The sequence below is a fragment of the Pirellulales bacterium genome, from assembly GCA_036499395.1.
Classification (GTDB): domain Bacteria; phylum Planctomycetota; class Planctomycetia; order Pirellulales; family JACPPG01; genus JACPPG01.
Genome location: DASYDW010000095.1, coordinates 109,645 through 134,942 on the forward strand (window position 1 = coordinate 109,645; position 25,298 = coordinate 134,942).

General features: G+C 61.2%; 23 protein-coding genes. 14 read left to right on the forward strand and 9 right to left on the reverse strand.

Translation table 11 applies throughout. The annotated features are described in order from the left end of the window. Position 1: 1 nt before the first annotated feature. Positions 2-1,231: a formylglycine-generating enzyme family protein gene (locus VGN12_17230; GenBank protein ID HEY4311196.1), complete on the reverse strand. Its 1,230-nt coding sequence runs from the start codon at positions 1,229-1,231 to the stop codon at positions 2-4. A gap of 231 nt (positions 1,232-1,462) precedes the next feature. Here VGN12_17230 and cbiE point away from each other — a divergent pair, with 231 nt between their 5' ends. From cbiE to VGN12_17260, 6 genes are all read left to right on the forward strand, one after another. Next, a complete protein-coding gene (gene cbiE, locus VGN12_17235) occupies positions 1,463-2,713 on the forward strand; it encodes a precorrin-6y C5,15-methyltransferase (decarboxylating) subunit CbiE (protein HEY4311197.1) in 1,251 nt (416 codons plus the stop codon). 13 nt (positions 2,714-2,726) lie between these two features. Beyond that, positions 2,727-3,500, forward strand: coding sequence for a PIG-L family deacetylase (locus VGN12_17240; protein ID HEY4311198.1), 774 nt, complete (start codon positions 2,727-2,729; stop codon positions 3,498-3,500). Beyond that, positions 3,501-4,121: an HAD family phosphatase gene (locus VGN12_17245; GenBank protein ID HEY4311199.1), complete on the forward strand. Its 621-nt coding sequence runs from the start codon at positions 3,501-3,503 to the stop codon at positions 4,119-4,121. Positions 4,122-4,130: 9 nt separating this feature from the next. Then, on the forward strand, positions 4,131-4,943 hold the full coding sequence (locus VGN12_17250; protein ID HEY4311200.1) for a formylmethanofuran dehydrogenase subunit C: 813 nt from the start codon (positions 4,131-4,133) through the stop codon (positions 4,941-4,943). 79 nt (positions 4,944-5,022) lie between these two features. After that, positions 5,023-5,280 (forward strand): hypothetical protein, encoded by a 258-nt coding sequence (locus VGN12_17255; GenBank protein ID HEY4311201.1) that lies wholly within the window; start codon positions 5,023-5,025, stop codon positions 5,278-5,280. After that, positions 5,281-5,688 (forward strand): HNH endonuclease signature motif containing protein, encoded by a 408-nt coding sequence (locus VGN12_17260; GenBank protein HEY4311202.1) that lies wholly within the window; start codon positions 5,281-5,283, stop codon positions 5,686-5,688. It abuts the gene before it with no gap. Between the two features lie 14 nt (positions 5,689-5,702). Here the strand turns inward: VGN12_17260 and VGN12_17265 are convergent, their stop codons facing one another. Continuing rightward, entirely contained in the window at positions 5,703-6,779 is a 1,077-nt protein-coding gene (locus VGN12_17265; protein HEY4311203.1) for a choloylglycine hydrolase family protein, read from the reverse strand. Between the two features lie 416 nt (positions 6,780-7,195). On the opposite strand from VGN12_17265, the gene VGN12_17270 reads away from it, so the two are divergent. Then, a complete protein-coding gene (locus VGN12_17270) occupies positions 7,196-7,396 on the forward strand; it encodes a hypothetical protein (protein HEY4311204.1) in 201 nt (66 codons plus the stop codon). Positions 7,397-7,473: 77 nt separating this feature from the next. On the opposite strand, the gene VGN12_17275 is transcribed toward VGN12_17270, so the two are convergent. The 3 genes from VGN12_17275 to VGN12_17285 form a co-directional block, all read right to left on the reverse strand. Beyond that, positions 7,474-9,282, reverse strand: a complete 1,809-nt coding sequence (locus VGN12_17275) for an ABC transporter permease (protein ID HEY4311205.1) — start codon at positions 9,280-9,282, stop codon at positions 7,474-7,476. A gap of 280 nt (positions 9,283-9,562) precedes the next feature. Then, positions 9,563-10,714, reverse strand: a complete 1,152-nt coding sequence (locus VGN12_17280) for a DUF6268 family outer membrane beta-barrel protein (protein ID HEY4311206.1) — start codon at positions 10,712-10,714, stop codon at positions 9,563-9,565. A 267-nt stretch (positions 10,715-10,981) separates the two neighbouring features. Beyond that, complete coding sequence (locus VGN12_17285; protein HEY4311207.1) at positions 10,982-12,025, reverse strand: hypothetical protein; 1,044 nt, start codon at positions 12,023-12,025, stop codon at positions 10,982-10,984. 464 nt (positions 12,026-12,489) lie between these two features. Between VGN12_17285 and bshB1 the strand changes: the two genes are divergently transcribed. The 4 genes from bshB1 to VGN12_17305 all read left to right on the forward strand — a co-directional run bounded on the left by bshB1 (position 12,490) and on the right by VGN12_17305 (position 15,276). Then, complete coding sequence (gene bshB1 / locus VGN12_17290) at positions 12,490-13,206, forward strand: bacillithiol biosynthesis deacetylase BshB1 (protein HEY4311208.1); 717 nt, start codon at positions 12,490-12,492, stop codon at positions 13,204-13,206. 350 nt (positions 13,207-13,556) lie between these two features. Then, positions 13,557-13,805 carry a hypothetical protein gene (locus VGN12_17295; GenBank protein ID HEY4311209.1) on the forward strand — a complete coding sequence of 83 codons (249 nt, stop codon included), beginning with the start codon at positions 13,557-13,559 and terminating at the stop codon, positions 13,803-13,805. A gap of 40 nt (positions 13,806-13,845) precedes the next feature. Beyond that, positions 13,846-14,772: a tyrosine recombinase XerC gene (gene xerC / locus VGN12_17300; GenBank protein ID HEY4311210.1), complete on the forward strand. Its 927-nt coding sequence runs from the start codon at positions 13,846-13,848 to the stop codon at positions 14,770-14,772. Between the two features lie 117 nt (positions 14,773-14,889). Next, positions 14,890-15,276 (forward strand): hypothetical protein, encoded by a 387-nt coding sequence (locus tag VGN12_17305; GenBank protein HEY4311211.1) that lies wholly within the window; start codon positions 14,890-14,892, stop codon positions 15,274-15,276. Between the two features lie 80 nt (positions 15,277-15,356). Here the strand turns inward: VGN12_17305 and VGN12_17310 are convergent, their stop codons facing one another. Beyond that, positions 15,357-15,995, reverse strand: coding sequence for a response regulator transcription factor (locus tag VGN12_17310; protein ID HEY4311212.1), 639 nt, complete (start codon positions 15,993-15,995; stop codon positions 15,357-15,359). A gap of 480 nt (positions 15,996-16,475) precedes the next feature. Between VGN12_17310 and VGN12_17315 the strand changes: the two genes are divergently transcribed. Next, the gene (locus VGN12_17315) at positions 16,476-17,855 is read left to right on the forward strand and encodes a sigma-54 dependent transcriptional regulator (protein ID HEY4311213.1); all 1,380 of its coding nucleotides are present in this window, start codon (positions 16,476-16,478) and stop codon (positions 17,853-17,855) included. 50 nt (positions 17,856-17,905) lie between these two features. Here VGN12_17315 and VGN12_17320 read toward each other — a convergent pair whose 3' ends face one another. The 3 genes from VGN12_17320 to VGN12_17330 all read right to left on the reverse strand — a co-directional run bounded on the left by VGN12_17320 (position 17,906) and on the right by VGN12_17330 (position 23,500). Then, positions 17,906-18,829, reverse strand: coding sequence for a response regulator (locus tag VGN12_17320; GenBank protein HEY4311214.1), 924 nt, complete (start codon positions 18,827-18,829; stop codon positions 17,906-17,908). Positions 18,830-18,917: 88 nt separating this feature from the next. Next, positions 18,918-22,226: a PAS domain S-box protein gene (locus VGN12_17325; GenBank protein ID HEY4311215.1), complete on the reverse strand. Its 3,309-nt coding sequence runs from the start codon at positions 22,224-22,226 to the stop codon at positions 18,918-18,920. A 287-nt stretch (positions 22,227-22,513) separates the two neighbouring features. After that, the gene (locus tag VGN12_17330) at positions 22,514-23,500 is read right to left on the reverse strand and encodes a DMT family transporter (protein HEY4311216.1); all 987 of its coding nucleotides are present in this window, start codon (positions 23,498-23,500) and stop codon (positions 22,514-22,516) included. 393 nt (positions 23,501-23,893) lie between these two features. Here VGN12_17330 and VGN12_17335 point away from each other — a divergent pair, with 393 nt between their 5' ends. Both VGN12_17335 and VGN12_17340 read left to right on the forward strand, forming a co-directional pair. Further along, positions 23,894-24,496 (forward strand): thioredoxin family protein, encoded by a 603-nt coding sequence (locus VGN12_17335; GenBank protein ID HEY4311217.1) that lies wholly within the window; start codon positions 23,894-23,896, stop codon positions 24,494-24,496. Between the two features lie 69 nt (positions 24,497-24,565). Continuing rightward, the gene (locus tag VGN12_17340; protein ID HEY4311218.1) at positions 24,566-25,177 is read left to right on the forward strand and encodes a TlpA disulfide reductase family protein; all 612 of its coding nucleotides are present in this window, start codon (positions 24,566-24,568) and stop codon (positions 25,175-25,177) included. Positions 25,178-25,298 lie beyond the last annotated feature (121 nt).

The window sequence follows — 25,298 nt, forward strand, 5'->3', positions numbered from 1 at the left end:
ATTATTTTCCCGCACGCACGCACCGAAATCCGACGTGATTGCTGCCGGTGTCCACGGCGCCCGTGCCACGCGAGCCTGGCATATATCGCGTGCAGTATTGATCCGTGCAGAGGAATGAGCCACCACGTTGCACGCGCTTGGGCACTCCTGGCTCGCGCGGATCAAAGCTTTCGGAAGGCCCCCGCGGATTATGAACCGCTCCGTCGGCCGCCGGCGCGACTTGCGCGTAGTAATTGGGCCGGTACCAGTCGCTGCACCACTCCCAAACGTTGCCGGCCATGTCGGAAAGCCCAAAGCCGTTTACGGGAAACGAGCCGACCGGCGACGCCTGTTTGAAACCGTCCTCGGCGCTATTCTCGTTGGGAAAATGTCCTTCCCAGATATTCGCCACGTATCGACCGTCGACCTTTAACTCGTCCCCCCAGACATAAGGCTTGCGATCCAACCCGCCGCGGGCGGCAAATTCCCACTCGGCTTCGGTCGGCAGCCGCTTCTCGGCCCAATCTGCGTAGGCCTTCGCGTCGATCCACGAAATGTGTACGACGGGCTGCTTCTCGCGGCCGGTCAGATCACTCTTCGGACCTTCGGGATGGCGCCAGTTCGCGCCAGGTAGATAACTCCACCAGCGCATGTGATCGTCCAGCGGCACTTCGTGCGCGGGGGGCGTGAACACGACCGAGCCCGCCACGAGATTCTCGGGTGGGGCGCCGGGATAATCCTCGGCGCGCGGCGTTCGCTCAGCGATCGTTTCGTAACCGGTCGCTTTGACGAATGCCGCGAACTGTTCATTCGTGACCTCGGTGCGATCCATCCAGAAGCCGTCGACGGCCACCAGGTGTACCGGCCGCGCGTCTGGCATCGCGTCGGGCCCGCCGCAAACCATTGAGGTGGGATCCACGGTTCCCATCCAGAAAATGCCACCGGGAACCCACACCATGCCGTTCGGAGCTTCGCCTGGCGGCGGTGTCTTGTCGACGTGCGGCTGCAATGCCGATGAAGCGCGGCCGCCATCCGATTGTTTGTCCCGCGACGAAGTCTGCTGCTGTGTTGACGATTTGTTCGAATCAGCCTGTGTTGAGATCGCGTACACGGCACCGCCCGTGAGCGTCGCCAGCACGATACCGATCAAAACGGAACGCTTCGCAGGCCGAGTGTCTGCCGCCGGGCGCGCAGGGCCTTTGGCGGCCGAGGAGCGACCCTCGTTCGAGATTCGCTTTTGTTTAGTCGTCACGGGAGATGCTGCATTGAAGGTGGCTGCGCGGCCTGCCACGCGAGGGGGGCAGAGCGACTCTTTACTTGTAACCGGCGAGCGGGCGGGCGTCCAATCGGGGCGCCGCCGCGTGCAGTTGTACAAAGTCGCCCCAGCGGCATAAAATCTCGGGCAACAAGTGGTTGAGACGCTTAACGGAATGGGCCACTCGCCTTTCGGCGCTCGCCAGGAATCAACGGACCCCCAATCGGAATGCCCCCCAAGGATAAGGTTCACATTGTCGGTATCGGCGACGACGGCCTGGACGGCGTCACGAGCGCCGCGCGCTCACTCATCGAGCAGGCCGACTTACTGGTGGGGGCCGACTATACGCTGCGCGTGGTCCCGACGGGCAAAGCCGAACGCCTGGTGGCAGGTGGCAATCTCGACGCCATCGTCGAGCGCATCGCAGTCGCGGGAAATCGCCGGGTGGTCGTGGTGGTCTCGGGCGATCCGTTGTTCTATGGCCTGGCCCGTTACCTCTGCGAAAAGCTGGGCAAGGATCGGTTCGAAGTCGTACCGCATGTCAGCAGCATGCAATTGGCATTCGCCCGCGTGAAGGAGAGTTGGGAAGAGGCTTACCTGACCAACCTGGCCAACCGGCCGCTGGACCAGGTGCTGGAGCAGATTCGCATTGCCGAGCGCGTGGGACTATTTACCAGCGAGGATTGTCCGCCGTCTAAGGTGGCCCAGGCATTGCTCGACCGGCGGATCGACTATTTCTGGGGTTATGTGTGCGAGAATCTGGGATCGCCTGACGAGCGCGTCACTCGCGGCAGTTTGAAGGAATTGGCCGGGCAGGATTTCGCGCCTCTGAACGTTATGATCCTGGTGCGCAAACCCGACATGCCTGATCGTCCGTCCGACGAAATCGGGCGGCGGCTGTTCGGCAATCCCGACGAAGCGTTTCTGCAATCGAAACCCAAGCAAGGGCTGCTCACGCCCAGTGAAGTGCGTACGATTGCTCTGGCGCAACTCGACTTGCGCACGATGAGCACCGTTTGGGACATCGGCGCCGGCAGCGGATCGGTGGCGATCGAGGCGGCGCAGATTGCCTCGGGTGGCAAGACGTACGCGATCGAAATGGATCAAGAGGATCACACGCTGATCCTGGACAATGCGGCGCGTTTTGCATTGCGGAACCTGGTGGCTGTGCTTGGCCGGGCTCCCGAGGCGTGGGTCGACCTACCCGACCCCGACGCGATTTTCGTGGGGGGGAGCGGGCGAGAGATCAGCCGCCTTCTCGATTTGGCCTACGATCGATTGCGCCCGGGAGGCCGTCTGGTCGCCAACACCGGCAGCATCGAGAACCTGGCCGACGTACATGCCACGATGCATCGTCGTGTGCAGGACGTGCGCGTATGGATGATCAACGTCGCGCGCGGCACCTACCAACTCGAGCGCGTCCGTTTCGACGCTTTGAATCCCACATTTTTGCTGTCGATCGTAAAGCCGTCCTCCTAGCGGTGGTCCTCGCATGACTAAGCCCGAAGAATATCCACAACTCGACGTGATTGCCGTCGGCGCCCACCCGGACGACGTCGAGATCGCCTGCGGCGGCACATTGGCCCGACTGGCCAAGCAGGGCTATCGCGTGGGCATCATCGATCTGACCGACGGTGAACCGACGCCACTGTCGCCCGGGCCGGAAGTTCGCCTGGCCGAGGCGGAACGCGCCGGCAAGGTTCTGGGCGTAACCAAAAGAATTCAATTGAACCTGCCGAACCGCCGGCTGTTCGACACGTTCGAAGCTCGGGTGGCGCTGGGCTTGGAGTTTCGCAAATATCGGCCGAAGCTCGTCATCGGCTTTGGCGAGAAGACGCCGCTCGCTTCGCCGGATCACTGGCAGGCGATGCAGATCACGGACGCGGCCGTGTTCTATGCACGACTGACGAAGTGGGACGATTACTTTGCCGGATTGCCGGTGCATACGATTTCGGCGCAGCTCTACTACACGTTGGCGTTTGGCGCGCTGGGCCTGCCACCGGCGGGTGGGCACCTGGTGGTCGACATCACGGATACGCTCGATGCGAAAATCGAATCGATTCGCTGCTACGAAACGCAGTTTCCGCCGGCCAAGGGGCATGTGCTCGATCGGGTGCGCGCCTTCGCGCTGCAACAGGGACAAGCTGCAGGCTACTACGCGGGCGAGCTATTGGCCAGCCCACGCACGCTGGGCACGCGTGACCTGATGCATTTCCTATTCGGCATGAAGCCCGGAGACGAGCCTCGCAAGCCGGACGTGCGTTAGATGGTGCCCAAATTTATCTATTTCGATCTAGGTAATGTCCTGCTGTACTTCGACCATGCGCTGTCATGCCGGCAGATGGCAGCTGCGGCCGGTCTGAGCGAGCAGCAAGTGCGCGAAGCGGTCTTCGATAGCGGGCTGCAATGGCAGTACGAGGCGGGCCAGGTGACGAGCGAGCAGTTCTACGAGGAGTTTTGCCGCCGCACCGATAAACGTCCCGCGTATGACAAATTGGCGTACGCCGCGGGGGCGATCTTTCGCATGAACGCGTCGATGAAGCCGGTCCTGGCGCATCTGAAGGCTTCCGGCTTCCGACTGGGGCTGCTGTCGAACACTTGCGAAATGCATTGGGACTATTTCGCCAGTGGCCGGTACGCCATGATCCCAGACATCTTTGACGTGGTTACGCTCAGCTTTCGCGTCGGCACGATGAAGCCCGACCCGAAGATCTACACCGCGGCCGCTGAAGCCGCGCAAGTGCGGCCGGAAGAAATCTTCTTCATGGACGACACGGCGGGCCATGTCGCGGCCGCGCGCGCCTGCGGATACGACGCCGTTCAATACACCGACACGCCAACGCTCGTTGCGGATTTGCGCAAGCGCGGCGTGCAATTTAACTATTGAACCTGCGTTATGTCGCTACGGCTGAAACTCCGCGAGACGTCGACGATCCCCATCGAGGTCGAGGGGCTGACGCCTGATGCGCTGCGAGACAAAACGCTGGCACAGGTCGAGCGGTTCGCCATCTTTCACGGTAATCAGCAATTGCCCCTGGCCGATTTATTTCACGTCTCGGGTGATACGGCCGACGAACGGATCGAATTCGCGGACGACATGGCAGGAGTCCACTGGATCGGCGCTCACATGAAGTCGGGCTCTATTCATGTCACTGACCACGCCGGCCGGCACGTTGGCAGCCAGATGGCCGGCGGCGAAATCACGGTCGACGGAGATGCCAGTGACTACGTCGGGGGCGAGATGCATGACGGGCTGATTTGCATTCGCGGCAGCGCCGGCCATCACGTCGGCGCCGCATACCCTGGCAGTGAAGCCGGCATGACCGGTGGCACGCTCCTGGTCCACGGAAACGCCGGTGACCAAGTCGCGCATACGATGCGGCGCGGACTGGTAGCCATCGGCGGAGCAGTCGGCGACTTCGCCGGCATCAACATGGTCGCCGGCAGCCTGTTTATCTTCGGAGCGTGCTCCTTAAGACCGGCTGCCGGCATGCGACGGGGCACCGTGGCTGTCTTCAACGATTCGCCGGCGCTGTTACCGACGTTTCGCGCCGGAGGCCGGTGCCAGCCACTCTTCTTGCGAGTTTATCTGCGCACGCTGGCCCAACTCGATTTCCCCGCCGACCCCGCGCTGCTTGATGCCACCTACGAAATCTTTCACGGCGACCTGCTGAACGGCGGCCGCGGTGAGATTCTCGTTCGCAGATAGATGTCAGTTGCGGTCAGCGATCGTGGTGGTAATTTGTGGCTCACTCGCGAGCGTGTTATGCTTGAACATGGGAATGCCAATGAGCACCGCAGCAATACATCTCGATCGCCTGCTACAGCCGCAGGTGAATTTGCTACCGGCGGATGTCGCTTCCAAGGTGGCTGCGTTGCGCGCGGATGATGCCACTCAGCAGCGCATCGATTACCTGGCCGAACGTGCCAACGAGGGGCAACTTACCACCGAGGAAAGCGCGGAATACGCTGCCTACATTCAGGCAATCGACGTCATTTCCGTGTTGCAGGCCAAGGCCCGGGCACTGCCGACCGGGCAGAAGTAGATGGATCGGGATTCGCGGGCCACAGTTCGCGCCCGTGCCCATGATGCGTGCGAAGATTGCCGCCTGCCACAATCGAGCGCCGAGTTGGTTCGCTTTCACGTTGACCATATTTTAGCGCGGCAACACGGCGGTACATCCGACCTGCAGAACCTGGCGCTCGCCTGCAGTTATTGCAATTTCCATAAAGGCCCAAACATCGCAGGCATTGATCCCGAAGATGGCAGTCTGGTGCCGCTTTATCATCCTCGACGTGACCAATGGCACGAGCACTTTAACTGGCAAGGAACGAAAATCGTCGGCACGACCAACGTCGGGCGAGCGACCGTCGAGTTATTGGCAATGAATGCGTGGCAACGTATCGAATTGCGGGATAACCTGCGGGCTGCTGGCGCATCGTTCGCCGTTTGAAAGCCTGCTTGCCCCTAGCGAGACACATCCTCGATCGCTTCGTCGCCGGCCATTGAAATCGTCTTGATCTCTTTGGCGTTCAGATCGACTTGGGCCAGGTCGACGACGCGAATGCGGCTGTTGGCGAACGTGCGGAAGTAAAACCTTCGATTCGCCAGGTCCGAGGCGCTGGTCCACAGCGTGTACTCGGCATGCTCGTGCCCGTCAGTAACATCGCGGACCGCCCCCTTGGGGATATCGAACTGGTTTAAGATGTGGAAAGCTTGCAGTGTCCCTTCGCGCGACGTTTTGACGGGCACGGCCGACTGCGAGAACGCAACGGCACGGACAAAGCGTGACGGCGGCGTAAAATCTCCGGGCAAACCCAGCAGCCCGTTCCCTTGGCCGAAACCGCTGACTTTGATTCCTTCCATTTCGACAGGGGGAACGTTGGTGACCGTCAGGTTGGCATAGTTACGCAGATTTGTGATATGCCAGTCGAAGGTCGGGGAATTGCTGAACACACCCAAAGGGTTGTCATAGACCTTCAGTTCACCACCGACATATTCGATCACCGAGCAATGGCCCGCCGCGTCGTGTAGGACGTAATGGCACGGGGGCACAAATCCAAAGTTCTTTTGGACGACTTCCCCGACCCGCACCTGCTGGGCAGCGGCGACGGCTTCCTCGACATTGGCCGTGGTGCCCAGGAGGAACGCTCCCAGTTCCCACGGCGCCAGGGTCCGCTCGTCGTCGGCCGGGCGGACTTCCTGGTATTTCGCGTAACCGGGGAAATAAAAGATGCCGACACCGAGTCCCTTTTCATTGACGCCATCGACTAGCACCGATAGCCCAAACGCGTTGGCGCCGACCGCGCCATATTTGGTCGTCCAATTCAGACCCGGCTGACCGTCGGGCGTGCTACCGACGAACGCTCTGCCACGCGGGATTACGATCACGCTCGAATCCAGATCGATACCGAACTCGAGCGTCCGCGCGGAAATGATCGAACCGTCTTCCGGCTTGATGCGGATCCCGGTGCAAGCGCTGGCCGGCGACAATTGGCCGAGCAGAATCGCCAGAACGACCATCCACGATGCGACTGTCTTCATGGAAAGGATCCTGTAATAGGGCATCATTCACGCGGGATCGAAGGATTTCTGAAGCACGCCCGACCTGCCGGAGCTGGCAGCCAGACCGTGTATGTATATAGGTTTTTCTTCGCGGTCCCGTAGAAAAGGGGAATGGCGGGCTCGTGTACCCACGGTTGGCCGCGCGAAGCCTGGCGGCCACGGAACGCGTGAAGCGGCACCAACCGACGCGGTTGTAGGAAGCCGGCCGTGGTTTACGTCAACTGCGCCGCGCGAATTGCATGAATTCCGCACGATTGATTCTCACCGCCGGACGGTCCGCTTGCCGAATGGAACTTGATAGAGAAGTCCGGTGACGGCAAAAACGTGCCAAGCCCGACCATGACACCGGACTGCTCGTTCTCGCTACTCCCTACCATCGTTGAAACGCGTGCGGCATGCGACTCGCTGATCCTTCCCGACTGACGCTATTCCCGCCTGCCCGGTGGGAAGGACGTGTGGCCGTTGTGGCGATCGAGTCGTTGATCGATGTGTCGGGAAATCACGCGGCCGACGAGGATTTCGACTCGCTCGAGCAAGATCTGCGGGCGATCGTGGTGCGGCGTTCCGGCAAGCTGCCGGCCGTGCATCAATTCTGAAGATCGCTCCGGCAACGCGTCGGCGCAGGGCTGGCCGATGTTTCCACTGACGTAGCGGTGGCAAACTCTGCCGCTTGTTACAGGGCCGAAGCGCCGTCATTGCCGGCCGGCGGTGGTGATGGCGATGGACCCATACTTGGAATCGGTGGCGGAAGCGTCCACGCCTCGATCGGTCTTCCCACGCGCACGTCGAAATTGCGGATGTTCGCCTGCATCATGGCGAATCCCAGGATGAGATAACCGCCGACTCCGATGAAAAGTGCCAGGGCGATATTCATCGCCTCGGACCCAAGATAGTGCCGCTCCATAAATGCCAGCCACAAGATGGACGGGCAACCGAGCAAGAATGGGATGCAGGCCGAGAACCCCAGCAACGCTTCGTCGCCCCGCCCCACGATGTAAACCGGCATGCAGCAGAGCAGATAGCCGCCGCCGAGAAACACGCCCAGCGCTACCGTCCCTCCCATGGCGCGAATCGACGTCGTACACCAGGAGGAAAACCAAACGCCGAGCGCCGCCAAGGCCCAGGCGATTACGAAAAACGGCGCCAGTAGGAACGGTAACGCGCCGAGATAACTGGGCGTGAGGATTACGACCAACAGCCACCAGATACCGATCGGCAGTACAAACCAGCGAGCGGCATAAATACTGCCTGCCGTTTTGGCCCAAATAATTTCGCTGGGAGTTAGTGTCGTGCTGACGAGTGTGAGCCAGCTATCCCGTTCTTTCTCAGACGTGATCGAACCGGCGGCACGCGTCGCTACGACCAACAGGGCAGCACACTCCAAGAGAGTGACCATTCCGATCGACGTCCCGACTAATTGGCTCGGAATTCCGTTGCGTAGCTGCCGGGTCGTGATTTCGTCCCAGAAAATCAGGAACGCGGGCACAGTCGCCCCCGCGAACAACAGTAAGACGGCAACCCGACCGAGCATTCCCAGGTGCAGCGCGGCGCTGCCGGCGAACAATTCCTTCCACAGCATGGGCCACTGGCCCAGTCGCGGGCGCCAGCGTGGAAAAGTACCGCGCACCCGCTTTCCTTCGCTCACGCCCATCGATTTGCGGTACACGCGCCGCACGGAAAGCGTTGCCCAAGCGAGCGACAACACGGTAAAGAGTGGATAGACCACGAGCAGCGGGCCGACGATCGCACGATATGTCTGACCGCTATTGCTGGTGAACATCAAGAGCGACCCGATCACGTAGAACGGGTTCACTAGCGTCACGGCGCCGATGCCGGCCAACGTCTTTGAGGCCCAGGGCCACATTAACGGCGTGTTGCTCAATACCCACGCCAGCGGCGGCAATGCCAGGAATACCAAAAGATACAGGTAAGTGCGGATCACGGCGTCGCGGCTGCGCTTCGACCATACGCTGGTCGCGATCGACAGCGCCGATATCGCCACGAGCGTAGCGACCGTGACGAGAAAGACCATGAACAGCAGCATCGGTTCGACGCCGCCGAGCATCAGTACTATGGCCAGGATGGGGAGCCCCACGAGGAGCGTTATCGTGACGTGCAGCGTTCGGCCCAGGAACTTCGAGAAGATAATCTCGCTGCCTGAAAGGGTGCTGGCGAACAGGTATTCGATCGTGCGCCGCTCGCGTTCCTGAGCGATCGAACCGGCGATCATGGCCGGAGTCAGAAATAGGACCGCGATCAGTTGTGCGAAGGCGAACGTGATGAAAAACGTCCGCGAAAAATCGGCGACCGCGCGAATGCTTACCGTGGCCTGCGGTGTCGAACGCCGTTGCAGCGGAGAATCAGCATAGTTGATCCATAACAGCCCGAGCAGCACCGCCGCATAAACGATACGGATAATGAAATACCGAGCGCGCCGCGCACCGGTGACCATCTCTAATGAAACGATGGGGCCGAAAAACATCGTTTGGTCGGTTACTGCCTCGTGGATTCGCGGGAAGCGTCTCTGATTCCGGGCGAGCGTTCGGCAGTCGCGGTGAAAATGCCGCCGATCGCATGCGACAAGCAGTCGTCAGCTTACACCCCAGCAAACGGCGAAGAAAGTACGCTCAGGGATAGACAGTGTAAAACGTCCGCGCGTCTTTAAATGTGCCAGACGCACTTCGGACGCAAAACATGAACGCACTAAGAACGGCGGCGCACGATCGGCTGCCTGTGCCTGGGGGAATCGAACCCGGGCACGCCTAGTAAACGGCTTCGCCGCGCAACATCACGGTTGGCGTGGGGGCGTACGAGGGCGTTCCGCTCTGATAAGAGATCAAGCGATCGAAGACATAGCCGGCTTCGAAGCGGTGATAGACGCCGGAGACCGTTTTGCGTTCCAGCCCCAGGATAAATCTCAGGTCGCGATAGGTCGCGATGTCGTTGGCGCCCCACGCCCGCTCGATGGCGTAGCTATTGCCGCCGAATTCGCCGGCAGTGTAGGCCCACCAATCGGCGTTGACGCTATCGGTCAGCCGACGGGCGAGTTTCGGCTTCGGGAAAATGATCTCGTGGCGCCAATCCGGAGTCGGTGTCCAAATTAAACCGCCGATCGGCAACACCGGCACGTCGGTGCGTCCGGTAGCCATCGCACCCCCCGCGATTTGCAGCGTGGGCGAGTACGTATAAAGCGCCGCCGCGCGGCCTACCCAGCGATATGCCTGATGCGACATGTTCTGGAAATCGCTGAGGATCGTCGGCGCGAACGCCAGATCGACTCCCCATTGCGGCGTGGGCTGCCGTAGGATTCGAAACTCCAGCGACACGTCGTACAACTGCGGCGGCAGATCGGTCTGAACCGGACCTTGCAGAATGTTGGCCTGAAAATAGGGCGTGATAAAAATCGGCTTGTCGCGCGTGAAGAGTGGTAGCGCGAAGACGGTCTGCAGCAGGATGCTCTGTATGCCCATCCCTGTTTCGCGTGACCCTTGCAGCAGGAAGGTCTTGCGAAAGGTGGTGAATTGCAGCACGCCGTTCTTGAAGCCCGGCGGCAACGCGGGGGCGTCTTCCTTCAAAATCTGCTCGTCGAGCGGGTCGTAAGCCCGGCCCGGATCGCGCGGACTGCTAAAGAAGCTCGAGTCGTCGGCGCTAGGAGGTAACAGCGCCACGCTTTCGGGTTGCCGCGTCGAGAGTACCGAACCGGGCGGAATCACCGGCGGCAAACGATTGAAGGGAGACTGTTCTTCCGACGGCGGCAAACGCGTGATGCTTTCCAGCACGTCATCGCCAGAAACTAGCGGCGGAAGCACGCTGTCAGCACAGGCTCCCGCCGCGAGCGCGACGCAGATCAACAACGGCGCGCAGCACGATCGCCAGCGCTGCAGGCGATTCGCGCATCGCAGAGAGCCTGCCATCGTTGATGATTCCGCGATATCGATCCGTGTAACCGTATTGAGTGCTTATCGGTCCCAGCGGCCTGGCGCCGGCACCAAATGGTTGAAGTTGAAATTCCCGCCATCGCCTGAACCGCCTGTTTTCACAGCTTGTCGCTGGCCTATCCGTGATTGCGGTATGCCAGCAGCGCAAGCTCAGCTTAGTGAAGATGCAAACCGCGAATGCCCCTGGTTGACGTTCTGAATGCCCTGCCTCGACGAAACGTGCGCAGCCGTTGGCCGCGCCGACTAGAAGCTGAACCCGCCACGGACCATCACAGTGCCGTGCGGGTAAGTGGTGGGTGTAATACCGCTTTGATACATCAAGCGGCGGTTGAAGACGTAACCGACTTCGAAGTTCATCCGCCGTGCCGCGGCGCCGATCAGTTCAGTTCCAATGCTCAATCGCAAATCGTTGTAGTCGACCAGATCGCCGCTGAAGCCGGGTTGATTGCGGCGAATTGTCCACGTGTTTCCGCCGTATTCCCCTTCGACGTAGCCCCACAGGTTCCCATTACGGATCGTCGCGATGCGATGCGATAGCTTCGGCCGCGGGAAGAGCAACTCGAACCGCGAATCCGGGTCGGGAGTCCAGATGACGCCACCGGCCGGCAGGATGCGCACCGAAAGACGATCGAGATACACCACGCCCGCCACGAAGGTCACCTGCGGGTTCACCGCGTACAGACCCAAGGCACGAAACGGAGTGCGCAAGCTCTGGTAGCTGACGAAATTGAAGTCCGTGTACATGCCCACGCGGACGGCCAGGTCGGCGCTGAGCCGTGGGGTAACCTGCGGCTTCCACGTCGTATCCAAGTAGGCGTCGTACGTCTCGGGGGGCATTTCTGGGCCTGGGTTAACCCCGAAGCCGCTGGTATCCGGACCGTTCCAAAAGTGCGCGGCGAATCCAGGCGTCACCAGGAACGGAGCCTTGAAAAAGATCGGGATCGCAAACGTGGCGCTCGCCTCGACATCGGTGATCCCTAGGTTCGTTCCCTGGTTATTTCCCGCGAGCCATGTGGAATCGAAATCAACTTGTTGAAAAAATCGCGTCGCATTGCCGATAAAGGTGGTCGGCTGGCCGGGGGCGGCGGCAGGATCCGCCAAGGTCGGCGCGGAGGTGGCGTAAGGGTCGAAGGCGGGCGGACCGCCTACGCTGGGCGGCGGAGGCGCATAGGTCGGCGCCGTAACCGGTGGCGGCGCGGTGTACGGGCTCCCTTCGGGCACTGCCGAAGGAAACTGTACTCGCTGGCCACTGCTCACGTTCGCGGCAAGCAGGACTAGGGCGGCCACCAGGCCGCCAGCAACGTACGCGTATCTCAGAAGAACTTCCTCGCGCGCGATTCTCGAACGAGACGTTGGGACTTGGGGAAGAGAGCCGCGTTGAATACCAAGGACCGATTTCTCGGTCAAGGTCGACTCCCCTGCGCCGCAAGTAATGCCCGCCAGGCATTGCCAGGAAGTCCAGCGTCGCAGCCGACTTGCTGCGACATGCCATCATCAACTGCTGGCACGACGGTTGTTTGATCGGCGTCGGATAATGTGCGGGACAGCCCTTTGGCAAACTGGGGCAGTTGCTGTCCGCTATCTTTGCTGCGACCCCGGAGCGGTACCGTGGGATCCCGGCCTCGAAGAGGCCAGCTATAGCAGACGAGGCGGGATTCTCGACTTTGCAGTTCACTGGCCGTCATCTCAGGTTTACGCCGAGCGAAAGCTGGTAAGAATAGAGCCAGCGACTTTCGTCCGCGGGCAAATGAATGACGCAGCAATCTGGAGAATTCGCCGTGCTTGATATTCTGGTCGTGGCTCCCCATCCGGATGACGCCGAACTGGGCATGGGGGGGACCATCCTCCGCGCGAAGGACGAGGGGCTGCGGGTCGGCATTCTCGACCTGACCAGTGGCGAGCCGACGCCGCACGGTACTCTCGAGATTCGTGCCCGCGAGACGGCCGCCGCGACCGAGATCCTGCAAGTCGATTGGCGCGAAAATCTGGGACTCGTGAATCGCAAGCTCGAACCAACACTCGAAGCCCGCGCACTTTTGGCAGGCGTGTTCCGCCGCGTGCGGCCGCGGCTGATCTTTGCTCCCTACTGGGTTGACTCGCACCCCGACCACGTCGCCGCCACGGAACTGGTTGAAGCAGCCCGCTTCTGGTCAAAGCTGACCAAAAGCGATTTGCCCGGCGAGCCGTTTTTCCCCTCGCGTATTCTGTATTACTACTGCGTGCATTTACGCCTGGTGACGCCGCCTGCGTTCGTGATCGACATTACTGCCTACTGGCAGCGCAAGCGGGCCTCGATCGAGTGCTACCACAGCCAGTTCATCGCGGGCCGCGAAAGCCAATCCCCCTCGTTCATCGATCGCTGGCGCGACCAGGCCTCGTTCTGGGGCTGGTCAATCGGCGTGGAGTACGGCGAGCCGTTTGCCAGCCGCGAGCCGGTGGGGCTCGCCAGCCTGCGAGATTTGCTCTAACGACCTTGCGCCCAATCCGTACGCGGCACTTCTGCGCGCCCGTAATGTCATTGCCAGCTTATAGGCGGTTGCCGCGCGGCGCATAGGGAACGGATTGCCGCCAGTCGCGCGGAGAGGCAAATCTCGGCGGTGGCGCTTTCTAACAGCGCTCGATAAAACGGCTCGCTAAAGCTGGAGAAGCGTTGCCGATTATGTCGATATCGTGAGCCGTGCCACCCAAAGGTGCGGCGCGTTGGCGCATCGCATTCAGCGGTCGATATAGCACCAAAGAGACAGCGTGCGTCTACGTGGCCCCCTGCGGCAATGCCCAGGACGGCCTTCCGGATCGGAACCGAAGGAGGAGGTTCGTCGTGGCCCAGGACATCAACGTTCTTGCCCTAGTGAAAGGGGCCGAGCGGTACGTGTTTTTGTACAACGACGCGAGCCGTGCGGCGACGTTGCGAGTTTTGGGCCGTTACGCCTCGAACCCGGACCTGAGTTTCTCCTGGTACGACGCCGCGGTGTTGAGCCAGAAGATTCGCCAGGAGAGCCAGCAGGTTCCCGCGACGCGTCCCCGCTTCAACATGCCGCAACCGGCCGACGGCGAGGAAACGACGTAACGTTTCCGGTGTTGTATTGCGTCTGGCCTGCGAGACCGCTGTGGCTACTGTCTCGGAAAACTCTCTGTCGGCCTCGGTGGGCCGCTTCCTGCAATACCTGCGGGTTGAGCGCAACGCCTCACCGTTGACGATCAAGAGCTACCGCGAAGATCTCGACGCGCTGGTCGAATTTCTTTCCGAGCGTCATCGAGGTCGCTGTCCTGACGCGGCCGATCTGACCACGCTCGATTTGCGCGGCTACGCCTCGGCCATGCACACGGCCGGCTACGCCAAGACGACGATCGCCCGGCGGCTGGCCTCACTGCGCAGCTTCTTTCGCTTCGGACAGCGCGAAGGATGGACCAGCACCAACCCAGCCAAACCGCTGCGGAATCCGCGGCGCGGGCGGTCGCTGCCGCATTTTCTGTCCACGGGCGAGCTGGACCGATTGCTCAGCGCTCCGCCGAGCGGTGATCCTTTGGGGCTGCGCGATCGAGCGATTCTCGAAACACTCTATTCGGCCGGCCTGCGCGTTAGCGAGCTGGTCGGACTGAACGACGGCGACACGGATCTGCCTGGCGGCGTGCTGCGTGTGCGCGGCAAGGGTCGCAAGGAACGCCTGGCACCGCTCGGCTCCTATGCTCAGAAGGCGGTGCAAAAGTGGCTGAAGGTCCGTCGCGTGGCGGGACGCGTGGCCGAAACTAGCCTCGCCCCGGTGTTCGTCAATCGCTTTGGCAAGCGGTTAACCACGCGCAGTGTTGGCCGGCTGTTGGAGAAGTATCTGAAAGTCACGGGGCTCGACGGCCGGACAACGCCGCACACGCTGCGGCATAGCTTCGCCACGCATCTGGTCGACGCCGGCGCCGACATTCGTAGCGTGCAAGAGCTGCTCGGACACAAGAGCCTGGTGACGACGCAAATCTACACGCACGTCAGCACCGCCGCCTTACGCCAAGCGTATGAAAAGGCGCATCCCCGCGCGAAATAGGGGCGAGGAAACCTTTTCGCCCGCGGCGGCAGGTTTCGCCATCGCAACCTTCGCGCGATATGCTTGCGGGTAGTGAAGCCTTGCAGCTTTCTTTTGCGTCCCGCGGGAATCGACCGAATGATGCGCGTGTGGATCATCGACGATCAGGAATACATGCGCACGAAAACCGTGCCGAAGATCGTGCGCGACCGCTGGCCCGATTCCGACATCACGGCGTTCAATAATCTGGCCGCGGCGCTGTACTACACGGGCTCGACCGACCTGATCATCATCGATATCACGGCCGTTTGTCCCATCGAGCGCGCGCAGCTGGCCTATGGCCCGATCTGCCAGTTGATCGACAAGCATCCGGGCACGACGGTGATCATCAATTCGGCGCTGCCGCGCTACGTGACGGATGTGGTGCGCCGCGAGGTGCTGGAGTTCTCGCCCGACGCGCACGTCCTGCTCTGCGGCTTCCCATTCGACGTGAACCTGCCGAAGGTGTTAGCCGAGATCACGTAGGGTACCCTGGATGCACCAGAACAACCCTCGATTCGATGGTGCACAAAATGCACCCTACGAATGCTTCGTACCGCCAGTGACTACACGATTCCCTTTCGCACGGCCCATACCGCGGCCTGGGTGCGATCGTTGACGCCGATCTTGCGCAGTACGTGTTGCACGTGTTCCTTGACGGTCTCGACGCTGATCGTCAGGCTCTTGGCGATTTCCTTGTTCGATAGCCCCAGTGCCAGATGGCGCAGGACCTGTGTCTCGCGCTGCGTGAGCGAGGCTTCGTCGTCCTCGGTCTTCTTGCGCGTAGCCATCGTGCCGGCGACCTTGCTCAATTCTCCGTGGTCGCTCGAACCATCACGCGTGGCCACGGCATGGATCGTTTCCAACAATTGTTCGCGCGTGCAACCCTTCAGCAGGTAGTCGCTCGCGCCCAACGCATTGGCTCGCGCGATGTAGGTCGGGTTGTCGAATGCCGAGAGCATGACGACGCGCGTGTCGGGCAGGTCCTTATGAATCTGCTCGAGCGCCGTCAAACCGTCGTCGCCGCCATCCATCATGCGGATATCCAGCAGCGCCACATCGGGCCGATGCCGATGGGCCATCTCGATTGCTTCGCTGGGATGGCTCGCCTCGCAGATAATTTCCACGTCGGTACCGGCCAGCAGGCTTGCCAATCCTTGCCGCACTACTTCGTGGTCATCCGCGATCAATAGCCGTACGGTCATCAGAACCCTCCTCCTCGACGAAGCGTACAGAGCACAAGGGCCGAAGGCCCTGAAGTGTGCCCCTCAGAATATTAGCCTAGCTGGCCGTCGCGGACCGAACAACCGGCATCATCCCGTCTGGCCGGCTGATTCGTCTGATGTCTCGATCCGCAGCGGTGTTGCCGCTTTGACCTGACACAGCGCGTGACGTAGATATTTGACGACAGTCGCGGTCCCTTCTCCCCACGGGCCTTGCCCGAACTGCGCCTGTTACCTCGTGGTGGCCCAGCCACTGGGGGGAACGAGTTGGATTGGAAACGATTAGAGCGGTCGTCACGGCCGGCACTTCGCGGGAGGTGCTGCTGAAACAGGCGGACCGTTGTCGGCTGTCACCGGAACGCAGCCGTGATAGGTAACAAGCGTGATGACAGCGACCGCTGCGCGAGGGATGTCGCGCTTAACACTCGGCCGTTCATCCGCGCTCGCGCGAGGCAATTCTCCATGAAGCGAGGCTCTTTGTTGCTGGTGGACGACGACCGTCCCCTGTTACAGTCCATGGCCCAGTGGCTGCGCGAGTTGGGATTCACCGTCGACGCCGTGACCGGCGTCGCGGAATCGATCGCCGTGCTCGGCAAGAAACATTTCGACCTGGCGCTAGTCGATCTGCGCCTGGGTGACGGGGACGGCTTCGACGTTCTGGCCCATTGCCGCGAGCATCGTCAGAACACGGCCGTGATCCTCATGACCGGTTACGGCACCGTGGAGACCGCCATCGAGGCGATTCGCGCCGGAGCCTTCGACCTGGTCACCAAGCCGATCGTCGACGACGAGTTGGAAATGTCGATCGATCGGGCGATCAATCATCGCCGCGTTGTCGAGGAGAACAAGAATCTCAAGACGCAGCTCGACATGCGCTTCGGCATGGATAGCATCGTCGGCCATGACTATCGCATGCGACGCGTATACGAAATGGCCTCGAGCGTTGCCGACACGCGCGCCAGTGTGCTGATCACCGGCGAAAGTGGCACCGGCAAATCGATGATCGCCCGGGCCATTCATCGTCAAAGCCGCCGTCGCGACAAGCCCTTCGTCGAAGTGGCTTGCGGCGCGCTCCCCGAAAACTTGCTCGAGAGCGAACTGTTCGGACACGTAGCCGGCGCGTTCACAGGCGCGATCGGTGACAAGGTTGGAAAGTTCAAGCTGGCCGACGGCGGTACGATCTTCCTCGACGAAATCGCCACCGCCAGCCCAGCGATGCAAGTCAAACTGCTGCGCGTGTTGCAGGAGTTCGAGTTCGAGCCGGTCGGCGGTACGAAGACCTTTAAAGTCGACGCCCGCGTGATCCTGGCCACCAACGAAAAGCTCGAAGACCTGGTGCGAGAAGGGCGCTTTCGCCAGGATTTGTACTACCGCATCAACGTCATCAATATCGAGCTGCCGCCATTGCGCGATCGCATTGCCGATATTCCGATGTTGGCCGCGCACTTTCTCAAAGAGGTGTGCGACGAGTGCAGCAAGCCGATCCCTGGCTTTACCGACGAATGCATGGCGCTGTTGGAGAATTACCAATGGCCAGGCAACGTCCGTGAATTGGCCAACGTCATCGAGCGAGCGGTGCTACTAGGCAAGGGTGGGCCGATCGGCGCTGCCGACCTGCCGGGGGTCATGACCTCCGGAGGCGGGCGGTCACTGGAACCGGTCGGCGGTCGTACCTTAAAGCAAGCGCTCGAAGAGCCTGAACGACGGATCATTCTGGAAGTGTTGGAAAGCAATCAGTGGAATCGTCACGCCACGGCCGACTCGTTGGGCATCAACCGCACGACGCTTTATAAGAAGATGAAGCGCCTGGGGCTGGAGGATCGCCCGTTCGTTCGCTTGTAAAGACAACGGCCTAGCGAGCGTGCGTCTAGAGCATTTGTCGACGCCGGGTTCTATAGCTCTTCGCTACAGGCGAGTGCGTCCGATTCTACCGCACGGCGCCGCTTGACGAGCGTGACCTCGTTGCCGCGGTCGTTGAAGTTCAACTCGTCGACGAACGTGCGCATCAACAGCAGGCCCCGCCCGCTGACCTTGTCGAGATTCACCGGATCGGTGGGGTCGGGAAGTGACGCCGGCTCGAATCCCGGTCCGTCGTCGCGGATGCGGACCGTCACTTCGTCTGTCGAAACGCATACCTCGACGTGGATCTTGCGTTGTTTGTAGGGAGATTGCTGGGCGCGCTCCTCGACCATCGCGTAGTACGCCTCGTGACTTTTCTCCATCAGCGCGGACTGCACTTCCAGGTTGCCGTGATAGAGGGCGTTGACCAGTGCTTCTTCCAGCGCGATGCCCAATCGTACGCGCTCGGTCTGATCGAACAGACCAAACCGCGTGGCATGCTCTTGCACGAAGTTGATCAGCGGCGGAAACAGCGTGCAGTCGTTCTCGAGTTGAAACGTACAGCGATTCTGCACGACATGCTGCAACAGGCGCGCCTGTCCTTCGCGCGGGCGAGAAGCGTCAAGCACCCGGCCAATGGTGTCGAGAAGCGTTCCGGCGAGCTGGCTCTTGGGGACGTAGCTCGCCGCCCCGCCTTGCAGTGCCTGGACCGCGATTTCTTCGTTTCCCTTCGACGTCATCAAGATGACCGGCACGAACGGATGATGCTCGCGAATCGCCTTGACCAGCTCCAGCCCGTTCATCTCGGGCATGATCAAATCGGTGAGCACCAGCGCCGGAACGTTTTGCCGCATCATGGTCAGCGCGTGCGTGCCATTGGCCGCGAAGGTGACCGAGAGCTCGGGATCCTTCTCGATGAGCCCGCCCACCAGGCGACGATCGACAGCCGAGTCATCAACGACCAGTACGTTCGGCATAGCCCCCATCCTTCGCTCTTATCGTGAAACCTAAAGCCGTATCCTCAATCGACGACTCTCACCTTCAGGGTCGCGATTGTCTTCACCATTAATCGGTACCGTTTTCCTGCAGGCCGACCAGCGGCGGCAATTGTTTTAACACATCCTGGACCCGTTCGATGAACAAAGGCATCGCGATCGCGGCATCGGCAATGCGCTGGTCGCGACCGCAAGATTCCAGTGTAAACGCATCCTCCGCCAAGGACGCCGCGCCAAGATAGCGCAGCGATGCTTTTAGGGTGTGCGCAGTGCGGCACAAAGTCTCGGCATCGCCGGTCGCGGCCGCGTCGCGCAGTTCGCGGAGCTGGTGCGGCGCTTCTTCCAAAAATGCGGCCGCGATCTCGCGCAACAAGTCACGATCGCCACCCACGGTTTCCATCATCGCGTTCCAATCCAATCCAGCGTCGGCGATTGCTTTCTCGGGCGCCGCCATGTTGGAAGGGGCTTCCTCGCCATCGGTGAGCTGCACGATCGTCGCGAACAGATCGCGGCTGCGGATCGGCTTCGAAATATAACTGTCCATGCCCGAGGCCAGGCAGCGCTCGCGATCGCCGGCCATGGCATGGGCGGTCATAGCGATCACGGGGACGCGGGTTCGTCCCGTAACGACTTCCCGCTCGCGCAGGGCGCGCGTCGCGTCGAGGCCGTCCATCTCGGGCATTTGCACATCCATCAGCACCACATCAAAGGGCTGCGCATCGAGCGCGGCGAGTGCCTCGCGACCATTATTGGTGACATGCACGCGATGTCCGCGCCGTTGGAGTAACCCAACGGCCAGTTTCTGATTTACCAGGCTGTCCTCGGCCAACAAGATGGACAATCTGCGGGCGTCGACCTGGCGCGCTTCCGGGGGTTGATCTGCCGCCGTGACATCGGCCGGAGCAAGCGCGGCAGCGATCGCGTCGAACAGCTCGGATTGCTTGACAGGCTTCATCAGATAGGACGTGATGCCCAACTGGTGGCAGCGTGCCACGTCGTCCGGTCGATCTCCCGAGGTGAGCATCATGATGACGGCGCTACTGAGCGCGACGTCGGCCTTGATAGCACCGGCCAGCGAGAAACCATCGACTTCGGGCATGTTGGCGTCGGTCAGCACGAGCGTAAACGGCCGGCCTGTACGATGCGCGTCACGCAGCGCTTGCAGTGCCTCGTTTGCGCCGGCGGCGGGCACCGGCTGCATCCGCCAGTTGTGCAACATCTCGCATTGAATGCGCCGGTTCGTGGCATTGTCGTCGACCACCAGCACGCGCAATCCTTCCAACGCATCGGCCGTCGCACTGGGCTCGGCGAGCGGAAGATCGACGGCGTCTTGAAAGCGCGCCGTGAAATGAAACGTGCTGCCGACTCCCTCTTTGCTTTCGACCCACACGCGTCCGCCCATTAAGTCGACCAGCGCCGAAGAGATTGCCAAGCCTAACCCTGTGCCACCAAAACGGCGCGTCGTCGAGGTGTCGGCCTGCTCGAACGCTCGGAAGATAATCCCTTGCTTGTCGGCAGGAATCCCGATGCCGGTATCCTGCACGGCGAAATGCAGAGTCATTCCGTCGGGGTCGCTCGCGTGGCGGCGGACGCTCATCACGACTTCCCCCTGGTCGGTAAACTTGATGGCATTGCCGACCAGGTTAATGACCACTTGTCGCAAGCGGTTGGAATCGCCGACCACTGCCTTGGGCACGTCGGGCGAAATATCGTGAACCAGCTCGAGCCCTTTCTTGTGCGCACGCACGGCGAGGGACTTCATCGTGTCGCCGATGCTTTCGTGAATCTCGAAAGGGATCGGATCGAGATCGAATTTGCCAGCCTCGATCTTGGAGAAGTCCAACAAGTCGTTGATGATCGACAGCAGCGAATCGGCGGATTCCAACACCAGCTTCAGATACTCGCGCTGCTCGGCGGACAATGACGTATCGAGAATCAACTCCGCCATGCCAATGATGGCGTTCATCGGCGTGCGAATTTCGTGGCTCATGTTGGCCAGGAAGGCGCCCTTGGCCCGGTTGGCGGCTTCGGCCGCCTCTTTGGCGACGCGCAGTTCGGATTCGTAACGTTTGCGCCGGCTGATGTCGTGCAGAAAAGCGTGATACAGCCGCGTCTTGCCGAGTTGCACGGGCGTGATCGCGGCCTCGACCGGGAACTCGCTGCCGTCGCGACGCATGGCCGTGATCTCGATCCGCTTGTTCAGCACCGCGCCCTGTCCGCGGGCGAGTGTCTGCTGCAATCGATGCCGGTAAACCTCGCGAAAGCGTTGCGGAATGATCGTCTCGGCCACCCGACGGCCAAGGGCCTCGTCGCGCGGCCAGCCGAAGACCGTCTCGGCCTGCGGATTCCAATCGATGATCCGGCCCTCTTCGTCGACCCCTACGAACGCATCGTAAGCGGTGTCCAGAATCAGTCGCGTCCGCTCGGCATTTTCCCGAAGTTTCTCTTCGACGCGCCGCCGCGCGGAGACGTCCCAGAACATGCCTTGCACGCCGCGCACCTGGCCGTCGGCGCCCAGCACAGGCGCTTTGAGAACCTGCACGTGAATGACTTCGCCGTCGGCCCTTTGGTGCTCTTCGACGACTTCCAGCACCCGTCCCGTGCTGAGGACTTGCTGGTCGTCACTGCGATATTTTTCCGCCATCTCGCCGGGAAAGAGGTCGGCGTCGGTTTTGTTCTGCAGCGCCTCGAGGGGCCGGCCGAGGATTTCGCAGAAGCGGCGATTGGCGAATATGATCCGCCCTTCGGCATCTTTGCGAAAGATGCTCAGTGGCAGGCTTTCGACCAGCGAATGGTACAGGGCCTCGCTGTCGCGCAGTGCTTGTTCGGTCTTCTTTTGTTCGTCGACGTCACGGAAGAAGGAGAGCGTGGCGGGCCGCCCCTCCCAGTCGATCATGACCGAGTTGATTTCGATCCACAGCCGCCGGCCGCTGGACGTAAGCAAGCGGAACTCGTACTGATGCGGAATGTCTTCGCCACGCAGCCGCCGCATGTACCGGTCGAGCACCAGGGGGCGATCCTCGTCGGCAATCACATCCGTGAAGGGCATCGTCGAAAGATGCTCGCTGGTGTAGCCGAGCATTTGCTGCAACTTCGGATTGAAAAACTTGACCACGCCGTCTTGCGCGACGCAGATGGCGTCGTTGGCGTTCTCGATCAATACACGATACTTCTCTTCCGAGATGCGCAGCGCGTCCTTGACCCGCTGCCACTCGCCCGAGTCGACGCGGTCTCGCGATTTTGCCGGCGCCTCATCGGCCGTGGCTGCTTTCGGGTCGCTGACCTGGGCGTTGCGTCGTCGCTTACCGAAACCAAAGGCGCAGCCGAGCGCGGCCACACAGGAGAGTCCGATCAAGCTGGGAAGCAGCGGAGAAATCATGACGCCTTCGCCGCGGGTCCGCCTGGAAGCGCGAGCTACCAGCTCCGCGAGCAATCGCCGAATGCGGTCTCGATTGAAAAAACGCGCCGCCAGTATCGAGCGTTACGACACCGACGGCCCCACGGTTTCCAATGTCGCAGACCGGTTTCGAGTGTCAATAAAATTCGCGATTGATTGCCGTACCGGCCTGAAGCGGTCCGGTCAGCACGGGGCGCTGGCGAGGCCGTTTCGATGCCCTCGCCGGGTGCGGTCGAGCACCGGCCAGGGCCGAGGCGTCGCAGGTTCGCTTATGTTCCCTGCCCGGGGCGTCCGGGGTCACCGACCCGTTGGACTACACCCTCGGCGAAGGGAGCTTCGTGCAGGAATGCCTGCGCGCGATGAGAAGCTTGCGAGCGGAACGCCGTTTCGCCGGCCGGATCTTGCTGCCCCTGACGCGCTTCTTGAATCATCAGCCAGGCTGTGGGAAGGACGACCAGCGCCATGCCACCCAACGATTCGGGCGTGAAGCTGCGCGACCAGAACAGCACGTCAAACAGCATCGCGAAACCAACCTGGCTGAGTGCCACGACCGAGACCTTGGCCGCATTGCCGCTGGTGAAAGCCTTGGTCAGCAGCAGTTGGCCGATCGTGGCTGACACGCCAACGCCCAATAGCATCAACAGCACGCGAGCGTCCCAACAATTCGCCAGCGGATGTTTTGTGGGGAACAAGAAAAACGCGGCGACGCAAAACAAGGTCGCCACGGCCGAAAAATGGACGACCACCGCGCGGACGTCGATCCCTGTCAGTCGGTGCAGTCCGATCATCGCGACGGCCGTGGCCATGCTGCCGATCAGAATCACGACGCTGGCGATGTTCGCATCGTTGCCTCCCGGCTGTTGCACCATGAAGACGCCGGCCACGGCGCAGACGATCGCCACCCAGACGCCGGCCGAAGGCTTTTCGCGCAACAGAGGCCACGAAAGCAGCGCCACCCAGACCGGAAAGATGTTGGCCAGCGTCAGCACATCGGCAATCGGCAATCTTGGAAGCGCGTAGAAGGTGCAGAGCATGCTGACGCTGCCGGCGATGCTGCGCACCCACAAGGTCTTCGGCCGCAAGATGACAAAGCGGGCTCCGCCGGACAGCACCATGCCGGTCGCAAACAGCGTGGCCAGGATGGCGCGGACAAAGACCACGACCTGCCAATCGCACGAGCCTTCGAGCCCGTGCGCAAATGCCCCCATGCATGCAAAGGCGAATGCTCCACAGAGCATCCAAAAATAAGGAAGCACAGAATCTCCAAACGGGGCACACCGCGGGCAGAGAAGTCGGCCGACGGCGCGGGTAGGCAGGCAAATCGTCGACCAAGCAAGCAGTGGACGCATTTCAAACGGAAATCGTTCGCGCTGCAAGAACAATTAGTGAACAGCAAGGTTTGCTAGTGCCGGTTGCCGCTGGCAACGCGCGCCGATCATCAAGCGGTCGATAACCTTGCCCCCATTTGCGGGGATCAATAGCTCGATTGACACACCTTTCGGAACCCGCGAAACTAGGTTTAGCCTGCTGGGGCCCAGCCGGGGCCTCGTCCCGTACCTGCCCAATTTTCCTCGCCCTGCCATGATGCATTATAGGGCGGGCGTGGTTTTCCAATTCTACTGGTCCCTGACTCTCAGGAGCATTCCGCGATGCGCAAGACTTTACCGATCGCCCTGGTTTGTGTGGCGATGCTGGCGAGCACGGCCGTGGCTGGCAAGTTCAACAAGGTCTTGAGCCTGGGCAGTGCCGCGCCGGCCTGGCCCACCGTCAGTGGCACCGACGACAAGCAACACAGCTTGCAGGATTACAAGGATGCGAAGGCGGTCGTGGTCATCTTCACCTGCAACCATTGCCCGGTGGCACAGCAGTACGAGCAACGATTGGTCGACCTGCAGCGCGATTACCAGGCGAAGGGGGTCCAGGTCGTGGCGATCTGTGTTAATTCCGGCGAGGAAGACAGCCTCGAGCACATGAAGCAACGGGCCGCGGCACAGGTCTTCAATTTTCCCTACTTGTCCGATCCTTCACAAGCGGCGGGCAAGATGTATGGCGCGCAGAAGACGCCCGAAGCGTTCGTGCTCGATGCCGATCGCAAAGTCGTTTACATGGGCGCCATCGACGACAATTGGATGGATGCCACCGAGGTCAAGAAGCCGTACGTTCGCAATGCGATTGATGCCGTGCTGTCGGGTAAGGCTCCCGAAGTGCAAGAAATTCGCGCCACGGGTTGCGGCATTGAGTATGGCCGCTAAGTAATCGCTCGATCGCGCAGCATTGATCGAGTGACGACGAGCGGCACCATCAGAGGAGCTTTTACATCCATGTCACGGTACGCACGTGTAGCCTGCAGCTTCGCGGCAGCAGTGGTTGCCTGGTTTTGCCTGTCGGGCTGGACTATCGAGCAATCGTGGACAGGGGCGACCGCCTGGCCTGCGGCAAACGTTGCCGCCGCGGCCGAATCGAAAGCCGACCTGAACCCGGCCGACATCAAGGTAATCGTCGTCGACAAGGCAGGACTGGCGAAAGCCATCGCGGCCCACAAGGGTAAAGTCGTGCTGGTCGACTACTGGGCCACCTGGTGCGCACCATGCGTCAAGCAGTTTCCCCACACCGTCGAGTTGTGGCGAAAAAACCGTGATCGGGGGTTGGCCGTGATCGCGCTCTCGTTCGACGAACCTGACGAGATCGAGGACGTGCAAAAATTCCTGGCTGGCAAAGGGGCCGGTTTCGACAATTTGATCAGCAAAGTCGGCGCTGCTGAGTCGTCGGCCGAGGAATTCGACTACGACGGCGCCCTGCCGAACTACGCGATTTACGATCGTGCAGGCAATCTGGTGAAGCGCATTTCTCCTTCGGATCCAACGATCAAATTTCGCCCGGAAATGATCGACGAGGCGGTCGAGGAGCAGTTGGCCGTCAAAGCCGCGCAATGAGCGCCGGCGGACAGCCTTGGTTGTCGTGCAGGAGAATCGCGATCTGCGGATCAGCCGGTCCGATAGCTGTCGGACCCCCGCATCCCGGCCCAGGGGCCTTTCCCCACACAGCCCGATTTCA

What these genes read in the sequence shown, in the direction of transcription:
- VGN12_17335 (HEY4311217.1), top strand. Translation starts at nt 23,894, where the DNA reads ATGCGCAAGACTTTACCGATCGCCCTGGTTTGTGTGGCGATGCTGGCG.
- VGN12_17325 (HEY4311215.1), bottom strand. Translation starts at nt 22,226, where the DNA reads ATGATTTCTCCGCTGCTTCCCAGCTTGATCGGACTCTCCTGTGTGGCC.
- cbiE (HEY4311197.1), top strand. Translation starts at nt 1,463, where the DNA reads ATGCCCCCCAAGGATAAGGTTCACATTGTCGGTATCGGCGACGACGGC.
- VGN12_17245 (HEY4311199.1), top strand. Translation starts at nt 3,501, where the DNA reads ATGGTGCCCAAATTTATCTATTTCGATCTAGGTAATGTCCTGCTGTAC.
- VGN12_17260 (HEY4311202.1), top strand. Translation starts at nt 5,281, where the DNA reads ATGGATCGGGATTCGCGGGCCACAGTTCGCGCCCGTGCCCATGATGCG.
- VGN12_17305 (HEY4311211.1), top strand. Translation starts at nt 14,890, where the DNA reads ATGATGCGCGTGTGGATCATCGACGATCAGGAATACATGCGCACGAAA.
- VGN12_17315 (HEY4311213.1), top strand. Translation starts at nt 16,476, where the DNA reads ATGAAGCGAGGCTCTTTGTTGCTGGTGGACGACGACCGTCCCCTGTTA.
- VGN12_17310 (HEY4311212.1), bottom strand. Translation starts at nt 15,995, where the DNA reads ATGACCGTACGGCTATTGATCGCGGATGACCACGAAGTAGTGCGGCAA.
- VGN12_17275 (HEY4311205.1), bottom strand. Translation starts at nt 9,282, where the DNA reads ATGTTTTTCGGCCCCATCGTTTCATTAGAGATGGTCACCGGTGCGCGG.
- VGN12_17280 (HEY4311206.1), bottom strand. Translation starts at nt 10,714, where the DNA reads ATGGCAGGCTCTCTGCGATGCGCGAATCGCCTGCAGCGCTGGCGATCG.
- VGN12_17270 (HEY4311204.1), top strand. Translation starts at nt 7,196, where the DNA reads ATGCGACTCGCTGATCCTTCCCGACTGACGCTATTCCCGCCTGCCCGG.
- VGN12_17320 (HEY4311214.1), bottom strand. Translation starts at nt 18,829, where the DNA reads ATGCCGAACGTACTGGTCGTTGATGACTCGGCTGTCGATCGTCGCCTG.
- bshB1 (HEY4311208.1), top strand. Translation starts at nt 12,490, where the DNA reads ATGACGCAGCAATCTGGAGAATTCGCCGTGCTTGATATTCTGGTCGTG.
- VGN12_17240 (HEY4311198.1), top strand. Translation starts at nt 2,727, where the DNA reads ATGACTAAGCCCGAAGAATATCCACAACTCGACGTGATTGCCGTCGGC.
- VGN12_17255 (HEY4311201.1), top strand. Translation starts at nt 5,023, where the DNA reads ATGAGCACCGCAGCAATACATCTCGATCGCCTGCTACAGCCGCAGGTG.
- VGN12_17265 (HEY4311203.1), bottom strand. Translation starts at nt 6,779, where the DNA reads ATGAAGACAGTCGCATCGTGGATGGTCGTTCTGGCGATTCTGCTCGGC.
- VGN12_17250 (HEY4311200.1), top strand. Translation starts at nt 4,131, where the DNA reads ATGTCGCTACGGCTGAAACTCCGCGAGACGTCGACGATCCCCATCGAG.
- VGN12_17340 (HEY4311218.1), top strand. Translation starts at nt 24,566, where the DNA reads ATGTCACGGTACGCACGTGTAGCCTGCAGCTTCGCGGCAGCAGTGGTT.